5 protein-coding genes are annotated in these 13,575 nt (G+C 39.6%); 3 read left to right on the top strand and 2 right to left on the bottom strand.

Annotation, left to right across the window (positions count from 1 at the left end):
• Nucleotides 1-1,512 precede the first annotated feature (1,512 nt).
• Nucleotides 1,513-2,568 (bottom strand): photosystem II D2 protein (photosystem q(a) protein), encoded by a 1,056-nt coding sequence (gene psbD / locus CAL6303_RS06780; protein WP_015197105.1) that lies wholly within the window; start codon nt 2,566-2,568, stop codon nt 1,513-1,515.
• Nucleotides 2,569-2,953: 385 nt separating this feature from the next.
• Between psbD and CAL6303_RS06775 the strand changes: the two genes are divergently transcribed.
• The 3 genes from CAL6303_RS06775 (at nt 2,954) to CAL6303_RS28385 (ending at nt 10,687) form a co-directional block, all read left to right on the top strand.
• A complete protein-coding gene (locus tag CAL6303_RS06775; RefSeq protein ID WP_015197104.1) occupies nt 2,954-3,226 on the top strand; it encodes a hypothetical protein in 273 nt (90 codons plus the stop codon).
• A 20-nt stretch (nt 3,227-3,246) separates the two neighbouring features.
• Nucleotides 3,247-3,933, top strand: a complete 687-nt coding sequence (locus tag CAL6303_RS06770; RefSeq protein ID WP_015197103.1) for an ABC transporter ATP-binding protein — start codon at nt 3,247-3,249, stop codon at nt 3,931-3,933.
• A gap of 868 nt (nt 3,934-4,801) precedes the next feature.
• Nucleotides 4,802-10,687, top strand: coding sequence for an FG-GAP repeat domain-containing protein (locus CAL6303_RS28385; RefSeq protein WP_015197102.1), 5,886 nt, complete (start codon nt 4,802-4,804; stop codon nt 10,685-10,687).
• Between the two features lie 664 nt (nt 10,688-11,351).
• Here the strand turns inward: CAL6303_RS28385 and dxs are convergent.
• Nucleotides 11,352-13,259: a 1-deoxy-D-xylulose-5-phosphate synthase gene (dxs, locus tag CAL6303_RS06755; protein WP_015197100.1), complete on the bottom strand. Its 1,908-nt coding sequence runs from the start codon at nt 13,257-13,259 to the stop codon at nt 11,352-11,354.
• Between the last annotated feature and the right edge of the window lie 316 nt (nt 13,260-13,575).

The following is a 13,575-nucleotide window of genomic DNA, read 5'->3' as shown; positions in this document are numbered from 1 at the left end:
ACTTAATTTGGGAATATTTTGATAACTTCATCGTGGTTTTATAATCCTAATGGCTTCAAGCTTTAAATTCTAGTTAGCCTAAAAAATCTTTATAAAAACTTGATACTTTATAGTATGACATCACCTTGACATTTTGAATTATTTTGTTAAGCAGTATTTAGATATAGTTCAATTTTGATGTGTTAGTTATAACTAAAATTATGGGAATTTCAGTGATACCCCTAATACAATTTAGGGGGAAAATTCAACTCGATTGAGAAAGCACAGCGTCTCCCATAGAAGCTACGGTGTACACACAAGTCAAAAAAATATCTAATTTCTGGCTTCAAAGCCCTCAGGAATCGAGCCTGGGGCTAAACGGACAAAGCCTGCCACTCAAAGAGAAGCAGCTATGTCGTAAGACGACACGCTACGCATCTACCGCAGGCTAAATTTTTTTCTCTACAATTTTCCCCACCTACTTTTAGCAGTGGACATCTTGGTTAGGACAGATTATTTGTCTAAAAGGGAAAAGAGAACAGATAAATCTCCTAATCAGTGTTTTGAACCAACAGATGTGATAGTAAAGTTTTTTAATCCTAAATCAACCCCCATAGCTTCTCTAGTTGCAACTACTGGGTTATCATTTTGGTTGAAAAGAATAGAGACATAATATCTGCCGTCAGCATTTCTCGATATTGTTACAGTGGTCAATTTAGAGGCAACCATTAGAAAAAATACAGGAAAAGGATGTAAAATAAGCTTTATTCCTTAGCCTCCTTCATCTACTAGGCTTGCACTGGTGAGGTCGCTCATCTTTGAGCGTAGCCACAAAGCCTATAGCGTCACACACCAAAGCGTAAGTCCTGTTAATAAATATTATTGTATGTTTATGATGTTATATTCCCTAAAAACTATCCGCCCTTAATCAGGTTAGTTAACCTCATTAAGGGCGGTGTAGCGGGTCTTCAGATTGCAACCAGACTGCCGGAAGGAACTCCGAACTAGTCTAAATCACTTGAACTAACTTTGTCAGCCAAGAAAATGGGACTAACTGTTAGAGAACAGCCCCGGCACACAGCCGGCTAACTGCAACCTGACGACCCATGGTTATACTACTTTCTATCATGGGCATCACCTCCTTGTTGCCTAAACGGTCTTTATCTCAAGGACAGAAACTGATGTTTCTGCATGTTTGTTCACTAAAATCTAATATAACATATTTTTTTGGGAGTGCGTCTAGTTCTAAACTAAAAAGATTACGCGATCGCACTTTCATTCCGATGATATTCCAGAAACTAGAAGGTGAAGTACCCCATCTTGCCGTCGGCTGAAAATAAAACCCTTATTGTTTCCGGAATCCTATGATTTTGCAGGGTTTTTGTGATGCTTCGTTTTGGCGAAGGTATTGTCATTATGGACGAAGTTTAGAAATTAAGTTGCGATCGCATTCCACCTCAAATGCAACTAAATAAAAACCCCACCTTGCGGCAGGGTACAAAATATGGAATTATCTCAAAAAGTAGAACTGCCTTAGAGTGCGTTACCGCGTGGTAGAACTTCTTCAGGGAATACAAATTTTTCGTGAGGCTGATCTTGAGGAGCCATCCAAGCGCGGATACCCTCGTTTAACAAAATGTTCTTGGTATAGAAAGTTTCAAATTCTGGGTCTTCTGCTGCACGCAATTCTTGCGATACGAAGTCATAAGCCCGCAGGTTTAATGCTAAACCAACAATACCAACTGCACTCATCCACAACCCGGTTACGGGTACGAAGAGCATAAAGAAGTGTAACCAACGTTTGTTGGAGAAAGCGATACCGAAGATCTGTGACCAGAAACGGTTTGCTGTCACCATCGAGTAGGTTTCTTCTGCTTGTGTGGGGTTGAAAGCGCGGAAGGTGTTGGATGCTTCACCGTCTTCAAACAGGGTGTTTTCTACTGTTGCACCGTGGATGGCACATAACAATGCTCCACCCAATACTCCTGCTACTCCCATCATGTGGAACGGGTTGAGTGTCCAGTTGTGGAACCCTTGCAAGAATAATAAGAAACGGAAAATTGCTGCTACTCCAAAGCTAGGTGCAAAGAACCAGCTTGATTGTCCCAAGGGGTACATCAAGAAGACGCTGACGAATACTGCTATCGGTGCTGAAAATGCGATCGCGTTGTAAGGACGAATCCCAACTAATCGTGCAATTTCAAATTGACGCAACATAAAGCCGATTAATCCAAAGGCTCCATGTAGGGCGACAAATGCCCATAGTCCTCCTAGTTGGAACCAACGGGTCAAGTCTCCTTGAGCTTCTGGTCCCCACAGCAACAACAAGGAATGTCCCATGCTGTCTGCTGGTGTTGATACTGCTACTGTTAGGAAGTTGCATCCTTCAAGGTATGAAGATGCTAATCCATGGGTGTACCAGGAACTAACGAAGGTTGTACCGGTCATCCATCCACCTAATGCCATGAAAGCACAGGGGAATAAGAGGATTCCTGACCAGCCTACAAACACGAAGCGATCGCGTTTTAACCAGTCGTCCAGTACGTCAAACCACCCTCTACTGGGGGCGCGTCCTACTGCGATGGTCATCTGTTTTCTCCAATGGTTTTATAATTTCGGGGTTTGTTCCTACCTAGGAAAGACAGTTAAGTCCTCTGACTAGGCAGGGACGCACTAGGTTGTCAACCTAGTTTACATTTTTTTACTGTCTCTAATTATTCTAGGAGTAAATTCCTATTTTTTCCAGTCTATTTTTAATTAATTTTAACTTTTGTTAACATTTTGGCAAATCAGGGTTAAAAATGCTTGCAGTGAAATCCCAGTCAAAAAGTGAAAAATCGAAGTCAACAGGTTGTCACTGAGGCATTCTCAGTAATTTCAGTCAACTTGCGAAAACACTAATGGTTAATTAGTCCCCAACAACCTAGACGGGCGTTAGAATAAAGGCTGAAAATCAGATTTTTATGAGAGCTAAATGTTCAACATCGATTTAACGGTTAAAAACACTCCTTTTCCCTTATCGGTACAACGTAAGTCTGCTGAAGATGCCGACGCAGTGTATCAGTTAGTTTTAACGGCGATGCGTTCAGGCACTCCTGATATCATCGAGTTGAAATGCGAGGGAAAAACCGAGAAAAAAATAGCCGTTCGAGCCAGTGAAGTTTCTGGAGTACAGGTAATTCAGAAAGAAGGTACGGCAGCAGGTGGGGGTAGACCTCCTGGTTTCTTTGCTCTCAGTGCTGAATAGATATCAGGCTATATAGATAAATGATACAACTCGGCATCGAAGTCAGCGAATTAAATTTTAGTTGGGCTTCGGGTGTGAGCGCGATCAAATCTTGCTCGCTGGAAGTACCCAAAGGCGAATTTTGGATGCTTTTGGGTACTAACGGCAGTGGGAAATCAACTTTACTTCGCTTGTTGGCAGGTTTATTAAACCCCCAATCTGGTAAAATTCGCGTTTCGGAACCCGTAGGCTTTGTTTTTCAGAACCCAGATCATCAATTAGTGATGCCGACAGTGGGGGCAGATGTTGCATTTGGTTTAGTATCAGAAAAGTTGTCTCATGCAGTAGTGCGATCGCGTGTTGAAGAAGCACTAACAGCAGTCAACTTACTCTCCTTAATCCGTCGTCCCATTTATGCCCTCAGTGGTGGACAAAAACAGCGAGTAGCTATTGCCGGCGCTTTAGCCCGCAACTGTGATGTCCTATTATTAGATGAACCCACAGCTTTACTAGACCCTGATAGCCAAATTGAACTGGTAGCAGGAGTTCAAAAGTTAGTTAAAAATCGAGGTATCACAGCACTTTGGGTAACCCATCGTCTCGATGAGTTAAACTATTGTGATGGCGCATTTCTACTAGAAAAGGGTTCCCTCATAGACCAAGGCGAAGCACAGCGCCTCAAACAAAGATTAATGGAGCTGCATCAAGAAACAGAGATTCCACAATAATCTCTCGGAGAGACCTGCTGTCAAGGGGAACAGCGAAGTTATTTAAACGAAGCAGAAGATATTACCGCCATTGGGAATACTTTTGTATGTTAAGGATTAGCAATTAAATAATATACATATCTTGTGGAATGGGCAGCGTTCGTTAATCTAATTTGTACAAGCAGGATGCCTGTTCCACAAAATAAAAACTTGCATTTTATTTAATATGCATTCCTAAGCGACTAATTTATATACATAAACCTATATATAAAGCACGCAGGATGCCCCGTTCGCGTAGCGTGTCCGCAGGACTTAGTTTGCCGGAAAGAATTTCTCTCCGGCAAATTCTTTTCATACCACAAAAGTTACGATTTTTAAACTGATAGGATTTAGCTGTGCAGCAGCTTACCAGTCTTTTTTTTATAATTTTAAGATTATTCCATTATTTTACCTACCCTTACTTAGCAAAATCGATATGCTAGATCAGTAAAAGCACTTATACCAAAAAATATAATCCCAGCGTTAACTTTTTACAAATTTTTGGGAACAATATCTTCAGAGTTTATTAACAACTAATTTTGAACATCATTAGTAATACTGCACGCTGTTTCAGACCATCGAAAATTTCTCGCACCGTCAAATAAATTCACCTTTATTTTTCGCAATTCTACAAAACAATAATCAGAGAAATTTTAACTGATTGAATGACTTTATAACCTATTGTCGTGGAAAGAAACGTGACACCTATTTTTGCTATCTATTTAAGAGAATCAGGTACCTATTTTCAACTTATCTAAATTTAATTAGTCATCCCGTATTTATCTTGCTTAGTTGAATTATTTCTCCATAAATTGCATCAGAAATTCCCTCAGAAAACAAGGAAAAAATTGTGAACAATAATTTATCAACCAACATCAACCCAGAATTCACTAACCAATCAGTGTCGGCTTCACCTCTGAATACTGACATACCTGGTACTAACAACCAGTTAACACAATTCGCTAGCAGCAGCATAGTAGAGAACACCGCTCCTATATTGAAGGACACAAATCTGAACTTCAATCCCATTGATGAAGATGCACCAGAACCAGCTGGTTCTGGTGTAGTTGGTTCTTTAGTCTCTTCTTTAGTGAGTGTAAATGGTAATGTCACTGACAAAGATCCTGGAGCATTAACAGGTATTGCTGTTATTAGCACGAATACTACGAAAGGTAATTGGTATTTTAGTATTGATGATGGAAAAAATTGGAATGACCTAAATACTGCATCTATAGGTAACGCTAGACTGCTTGCCGCAGATTCAGCTACACGAATCTACTTCCAACCCAATCCAAATGAATTCGGTACCATCTCGGATGGAATTACTTTCCGCGCTTGGGATCAAAGTAATCAAATAGCCAATGGTGAAACCGCAGATACATTTAACAAAGCTGGTGGTTCAACATCCTTTAGTATAGAAACTGATTCAGCATCCATCAAAATTAACTCTGTGAATGATGCACCATTCAACACTATTCCTCTAAACACAGAGGAAACCCCACTCAAAGTCAATGAAGACGAAGAACTTTTTCTGAATAATGCAATCCAAGTTAATGATATTGATGCTGATCTTGGCTCTATCCAAGTTACTTTAGAAAGTACCAATGGAACTATCAGGGTCAATAATACTCCAGATAGTGGAGTGAATTTGAGTGGCAATGAGAGTGCATCTGTAACATTGACAGGTCAAATTCTGAAAGTCAACAATATCTTAAATGGTTTAATTTTTAAACCTACCCCCAACTTTAATAGCTCAAGTGGTTCTGGTGGTGATAGCTTTGCCTACATAAAAGTTACCACTAGTGACTTAGGAAATACAGGTAGTGGCGGAATTAAAAGAGCCACAGATACCATTAAAATTGATGTCAGAAGTGTAAATGATGCTCCTACATTCACTAAAGGAGGTGATCAGAGCATCAATGAAGACTCTGGTGCAGTAACTTTAGCTACAGCTTGGGCAACAAATATTTTCGCTGGTCCTTCGGATGAATTAAATCAGGAACTTGAGTTTATTGTTGATACAGTTGTTGATACCCCAGATAAAAATCTTTTTATAGTTGATCCGGCTATTTCAAAAGATGGTATCCTTACTTACACACCAGCAGATAACAAAAGTGGTACCGCTACCGTCCGTGTCAAACTCAAAGATAAGAGTGGCACCGATCTTAACGGTAAAGATGAATCATTAGAGCAAACATTCACAATTACAGTTAATCCAGTTAACGATGCACCAATCAACAAGGTACCTTTAACAAGCTTAATTATAGATGAAGACACATCTCTTACTTTCTCAGGTGAAAACGCAATTTCTGTAAGTGATGTTGATGCTGGTACTAATGATATTCAAGTTACTCTAACTACAGCAAACGGAATATTAGAAATTCCGACAAATACTAACATAGCTTTAAGAGGTAATGGTACGGGTATTGTCACCCTTACGGGAACTGTTACCAATATCAACACAACTTTAAATGGCTTGAAATTTAAGCCGACCCGTAACTTTAACGGTTCCACATCAATTATAATCTCCACGAATGATCAAGGTTCAACAGGTAGTGGTGGAGCTTTAAAAGCCGAAAATACTATCAAAATCGATGTCCTTCCTGTTAACAACGTTCCATCATTCACATCAGGTTCTAACCAAGTTGTAAAAGAAGATGCTGAAATTAAAGATGTTACCTGGGCAAGAAATATTTTTGCAGGTGCAGATAATGAATCTAGTCAGCCACTAAATTTTATTGTTAGTAACAATAAAAACTCACTGTTTGAAAAGCAGCCAGAAATTTCATCAACAGGTGTTCTTACCTATAAACTAGCAAAAGATCAAAATGGAATTGCTAAAGTTACTGTCCAACTTCAAGATAATGTAGGTTTAGCGGATAGTAAAATATCACCTTCTCAGGAGTTTACAATTGAGGTGCAGTCAGTTAATGATGCGCCAGTAAATAATCTTCCTGATATTATCAAGAATCCTTTGATTATTAATGAAGATGAATCCCTGGTATTCTCTGGCAATAAGTTGATTAGCATCAGTGATATTGATATAGATATTGATGACATTGAAGCCAATGCTCGTTTGATGAAGGTAAATTTAGATACAGCGAATGGTTCTCTTTCTGTGGTATCTGGTATTGAACAACTCAGCAAGATAGAAGGTAATGGAACTGCCAATATAATCCTGACGGGTACTCTCAAAAATATTAATGCTGCTCTCAATGGTTTGACATTTCAGCCTTTAATTAACTTTAATGGTGATACCCAAATCACAATTACAACTAACGATCAAGGTGCTGTAGGTGATAGCAACTCACTCAAAGATACCGATACTATCTTTATTAAAGTTAATCCAATTAATGATGCCCCTTTCTTCACCAAGGGGAAAGATATTGAAGTTAATGAAGATGCTGGTAGCCAAAGTATTTCTTGGGCAACCAAAATTTCCGCAGGTGCAGGTGATGAATCGAGTCAAACTCGTAAGTTTGTAATTGTAAGTAATGACCGTGAAGATTTATTTGTTGGACCAGAACCAATTAAAATTGCTCCAGATGGTACCCTATCTTATAAATTAGCAGACAATAAGAATGGTGTCGCAAATATAACCGTTAGACTTGAAGATAATGGAAGTGGTGAGGGTGTTAATGTCTCTGCTCCTCAATCTTTTAGCATTACTGTTAAGCCAGTAAATGATAAACCAATTAATACTATTCCCACTGATGTTCAAGTTGTGGAAGAGGATAGTGAATTCACTTTTGGGAATAGAGCTATTAGTATTAGTGATATTGATGCTGATACAAATCCCACAGAAATTAAGCCTGTAAAAGTGACACTTTCTGCTGCTAAAGGCATTCTCAGTTTGCTGTATGCTGATGGCAATCCCGCTGTTCAAATTGAAGGTAATGATACTGGAAAAGTGCAGTTGATTGGCAGGGTTGATCAGATTAACAATATTCTCAATGGTTTATTATTTAAACCAGTCTCAGATTTTAATGGGGACACCACAATTGAGATTGTCACTGATGATCAAAATACTTCAGATGTTGCTATAGGTGGCTCCTCAATTACCAGCAGTAGTATTGCTATTAAGGTTAATCCTGTTAATGATGCTCCTTTCTTCACCAAGGGTGAAAATATTGAAGTTAATGAAGATCCAATTGCCACACCATTATTTGAGAAGTGGGCAACAAATATTTCGGCAGGTGCTAGTAATGAATCAAGGCAAAAACTGACTTTTTCAGTTGTTTCCATGAGTGATGATGACAAAAAACTGTTTGCTGAATTACCTACGATTGATGGAAAAACAGGTAATTTAAGCTTTAAACCTGCTGCTAATGCTTTTGGGACTGCAACTTTTAAAGTGACATTAAAAGACGATGAGACAGGTTTGAATATTTCTGATGAACAGACTTTTACGATTGAAGTAAAGCCAGTTAATGATGCACCTGTCAATAATCTCCCTCCCACAATTCAGACAGTGAAAGAAGATGGTAGTTTAACTTTCTCTGATACCAATGGCATTAGCGTTAGCGATATCGAATCTGTTAATACCCAAATTCAAGTTACTCTCACAACTAGTAATGGTATTCTCACTTTGGCTGATGATATAAGCAGTGGTAGTGGGACAGGAAATATTTCTCTCAGTGGTAATCTTAGCGATGTAAATCTGGCGCTGAAAAATCTGATTTTTAAACCAACTAAAGATTTTAATGGGGAAGCGACAATTGAAGTTGTAACCACAGAAGTTGATGGTGGTGGAGATTTAAAGGACTCTGATACCATCAAAATCAACGTTACACCTGTTAATGATGCACCGATGGTGACACTTGGAGAAAAGATTGAGGTTGTTGCAGGTAGTGGTAAGCAAACTTTTAATACCTATGCCAGTTTTACCTCTGGGGCTGAAAATGAATTAAATCAAACTGCCCTTAAATATAGCATCAGCAACAACAGTCATCCCGAATTGTTTAAAGATATAAGTATTGATGCTAAGGGTAACTTGATGTTTACCCCTGTTGCTAGTGTTCTCGAATCCACAAATGTAACAGTGGGTGTTACGGTTCAAGATAATGGTGGCACTTTAGATGATGGTAAAGATATTTCTGAAGAAAAAACTTTTACGATTACCATCAACCCATTACTAGTTGAAATAGCCTCGGTTGTTACTAGTGTTCAGGAGGGAGTCGCTGGTAAAACAACTGATTATGCTTTTACCATTACTCTTTCCCAAGCTAGTACTGAGGAAATCACAGTTGATTATGCTACTGCGGATGGAGCTGCCACCATTGTTGATGCTGATTACGTTGAGACAAAAGGTACTGTTACTTTTAAACCTGGTGAAACTAGTAAAACTATCAAGGTTGCAGTTAAGGGTGACGGCAAATTTGAAGAAAACCAAACTTTCACAGTTAATCTCAGTAACGAGAAAAATGTCACACTTGGTAAAAATACTAGTGCCATTGGTACGATTGAGAATGATGATTTAAAACCTGTTGTTAGTATTGCTAATGTCAGTAAATATGAAGGTAATGACGGCAACACTAGTTTTACATTTACTGCCCAACTCTCTAACATCAGTGATGAAGAGGTTAGTTTCGATTACATAACTGCTGATGGAACAGCAAGTAGCGAAAAAGGTGATTATGTATCTACCAGTGGGAAGCTGCTATTTGCGGCTGGTGAAAGTAGTAAAACATTCACAGTTGATATTGTTGCTGATACTCAGTTTGAAGCAAATGAGACATTTAGAATTGATGTACGCAACCTAAAAAATGCAACATATTCGGAACTCCCAAATAATGGTATTGGAACCATTCTTGATGATGAATTTGGTCAAAATACTGATTTCACTGGTGACGGAAAAAATGATTTGTTGTGGCGAAATTCTCGCACAGGTGAAGTAGAAATTAGACAGATGAATGGTACAACTGTCGAAAGGAAAATTTCTTTAGGAAAAATTGATCTCAACTGGGAAATTGAACATGTTGCCGATTTCAACGGAGATGGGAATGTCGATATACTATGGCGAAATCAGAAATCTGGCGAGAATGCACTGTGGTTGATGAAGGGTGAAACGCTGGAAAAACCCGTATTGTTTGACACAAAAGCAGATGAGAATTGGTATATCCAAGGCGTTGCCGACTTCAATAGCGATCGCAAACTTGATATACTATGGCGAAATGTGAAATCTGGAGAAGTTGCCGCCTGGTTGATGGGTGGGAATGATTCTAATATCTTGAACAGTGGTGTTTATGTTTCGTCAGAACCGATTGACTTAAATTGGGAAATTAAGGGAATTACTGATAGTAACGGCGATGGTCAATTAGAAATTCTCTGGCGTAACAATAGCACAGGTGATAATGCTTTGTGGAATTTGAACGGTGCTGTCATCGCGGGTAGTATCACCTTCAAGGATAGAATCGATACAAGCTGGAAAATAGTTGGTGTTGCAGATATCAATAATGATGGTAAAACCGATTTTGTATGGCAAAACTTTGCTACAGGTGAAGGTGCTATCTGGGAAATGAGCAGCCAATTTGGTGAGTTAGAAAAGTCGTTTTTCTTACCCAAACAAAGCACTGACTCGTTAATTGAGAGGTTAATTGATTTGAATGGTGATAACAAAATCGATGTTTTATATCGCAACTACCGTACCGGAGAAAATATTCTGTTGCAGGGTTCGCAAATGACTGCCTCAAGTATGGTGACAAAGGAGGATGATACTTTCTGGAAAATTGCTTAGTGTATGAAGGCACAAAAGCTAGTAATACAGGCTTTTATCAGCATTAAGTGGTGCCATGCTGTACTAGAGAGCCAGTCCACTAATATATGTTGACAAAAAAGAAGGTATGTGGGTTAGGATAAAACGTATATTTTGGGTAAAATTATTGGGTCTGATTTTTAGGGTTCGCATAAAACAGAACACTAAAATTCCCAATTTTAACAACACGCGTATCTTGCGTTTTAGGTCAAGCACTTCTACTGGACTGGCACTCTAGTAGAATAGACATTTCTAGAAAAAAGTAGAGACCTGATGTTACGTCTCTACTTTTTTCTTTTTAATACCAATTCAAATAATGATTGCAACAGATTCAACGGTGGAGACGTAGCACTGCTAGGTCTCTACAAATATCTATCTGTCACGCTGTTTTTTCAAATTGGTATAATTTATGCAGACGGCATGGTCACAATATCGAGAAAATCAAAATCTAATGGGATTCTTGCCCCTATTGGTAATGACGCATAATATAGCGTTTCTAGGTTATGTCCAATAGCCGACCTAACCCCCAACCCCTTCCCTTCGAGGAATGGGAGTAAGATCAACATACTTTACTCATCTGAAAACCGCTTATACCACTACCTTTGAGCTGAGACTAGGAGGAATGAATTTATTTTCCCTCTGACTTTTAACTCACCACAGATAATTGCGGTTTAAAGAAAGCTGTCATAACACTTTCGGCAATTTGCGAACTAGTTAAACCCAGTTCAACTTTAGATTGATCGGGTTCTGCATGATCTACTAAAATATCGGGGATACCAATACGCTTCACAGGGACAACTACATCAGCATCTAACAATGCTTCCGCGACTGCTGTACCAAAGCCACCCATGACACAACCTTCTTCTAGTGTCACCACGCGTCCGATTTTTTTAGCAAGTGGTAAAATCAACTCAGTGTCTAATGGTTTGGCAAATCTGGCGTTAACCACTGTAGCTTGAATTCCATGCTCATTAAGAACTTCAGCCGTTTGCATGGCAGAATTCACCATTGTTCCGTATGCCACTAAAAGCACATCATCTCCATGGCGGAGAATTTCGCCTTTGCCGATTTCTAATGGTTCCCAACCTTCTTCCATTAAAGGTACACCATAACCACTACCGCGAGGGAAACGCATGGCAATAGGACCACTTGTGTAGTCAACTCCTGTTACGATCATCCGTTGTAGTTCGGCTTCGTCTTTGGGAGCCATCAATACCATGTTGGGTATACATCGCAGGTAAGCAATGTCATACATTCCTTGGTGGGTGGGACCATCTGCTCCGACGATTCCGGCACGATCTAAACAGAAAAAGACGGGGAGGTTTTGAATGCAGACATCATGGATAATTTGGTCAAATGCTCGTTGGAGAAATGTGGAATAAATTGCCACTACTGGACGCATTCCTTCACAAGCTAAACCAGCAGAGAGGGTGACGGCATGTTGTTCAGCAATTCCCACATCAATGTATTGGTTGGGTAATTTTTGCTGAAGTTTGTCCAAGCCTGTACCTGTTGCCATTGCCGCAGTGATGCCGATAATTTTGGGGTTTTGTTCGGCAAGTTTGACTAGGGTGTGGGCGAAAACTTTGGCGTAGGCTGGGGGTTTGGGTTTGGTGGAAGGAATTGCTTTCCCGGTTGTGGGGTTGAAGGGGGTTTGGGCATGATAACCAACTTGATCCTTTTCGGCTATTTCATAACCCTTACCTTTGGTGGTGGCAACATGGACTAAAACTGGTCCGGTAATTTGATGTGCCTGTTGGAAGGTGGTGATTAGTTCTTCTAAATTATGACCATCAACAGGTCCCATGTATGTAAAGCCAAGTTCTTCAAACACTGCTCCAACTTTGGGCACTGCTAACCGTTTCATCCCTTCTTTAATGCGGGCAAGTTCGGGTGATAATGATTCTCCAACAAAGGGAATATTTTTAAATTGTTCTTCTATGTTACCTGAGAAGAATTGAATCGGTGGTGAGAGACGCATTTTGTTGAGGTAGCGAGGGATTGCGCCAACGTTGGGTGAGATGGACATCTCATTGTCGTTGAGAACTACCAAAAGATTGGTTTTTGGCATGTGTCCGGCGTGGTTAATTGCCTCTAATGCCATGCCTCCAGTTAATGCGCCATCACCGATGATGGAGACAACCTTAAATTTTTCACCTTTGGCATCCCTTGCCATTGCCATCCCTAAGCCAGCGGAAATACTGGTTGATGCATGTCCAGCACCGAAGTGGTCAAATTTGTTTTCGCAGCGTTTGAGATAGCCGGCTACACCATCTTTTTGACGTAACGTGTGAAAATCTTGGTAGCGTCCGGTAATGAGTTTGTGGGGATATGCTTGGTGCCCTACATCCCAGATAACTTTATCTTGATCTAGATCGAGTGTTTGGTAGAGTCCTAATGTTAATTCAACAACACCTAAACCCGGTCCCAAGTGCCCTCCAGTCGCGGCGACGGTTTGCAGGTGCTTGTCTCGAATTTGTTGTGCGATCGCTTGTAGCTGCCGAACCGATAAACCGTGCAACTGGTTGGGGTGTGTAATTTCACTCAGATGCATACTATAAGGTTTTCCTCTCTAGTTATTCTTTCTTAATTTTCACACGCTCAGGCTGTTCGCTGTATTGGTTAGTGTTTTCATAACAAACACATGAATTGTATTCTATTTTACCTAGTACCTGGTGATAATTTCTGATATATAAATGTGCTTGATGTCTTGTATCAGGTAAGTTTATCTAATTAAGCACTAGATTATATGACGTTTTTTTATACGCATATTTATTTACTTATGAAAAAAATGAGTGTTTATAGTTACTTTAAATTCTGTTTTTCAGGTAGAAAATTTTATAAATAGTTCATAAATCAACTGTTAATGG

The sequence above is a fragment of the Calothrix sp. PCC 6303 genome (genome assembly GCF_000317435.1).
Taxonomy (GTDB): domain Bacteria; phylum Cyanobacteriota; class Cyanobacteriia; order Cyanobacteriales; family Nostocaceae; genus PCC-6303.
Note: the sequence above shows the minus strand (reverse complement) of the source record. Positions and strands in the feature narration are given on the sequence as shown.

Excerpts from the sequence above, each read along its gene's own strand:
- psbD (WP_015197105.1), bottom strand. The coding sequence starts at position 2,568 with ATGACCATCGCAGTAGGACGCGCCCCCAGTAGAGGGTGGTTTGACGTA.
- CAL6303_RS06775 (WP_015197104.1), top strand. The coding sequence starts at position 2,954 with ATGTTCAACATCGATTTAACGGTTAAAAACACTCCTTTTCCCTTATCG.
- CAL6303_RS06770 (WP_015197103.1), top strand. The coding sequence starts at position 3,247 with ATGATACAACTCGGCATCGAAGTCAGCGAATTAAATTTTAGTTGGGCT.
- dxs (WP_015197100.1), bottom strand. The coding sequence starts at position 13,259 with ATGCATCTGAGTGAAATTACACACCCCAACCAGTTGCACGGTTTATCG.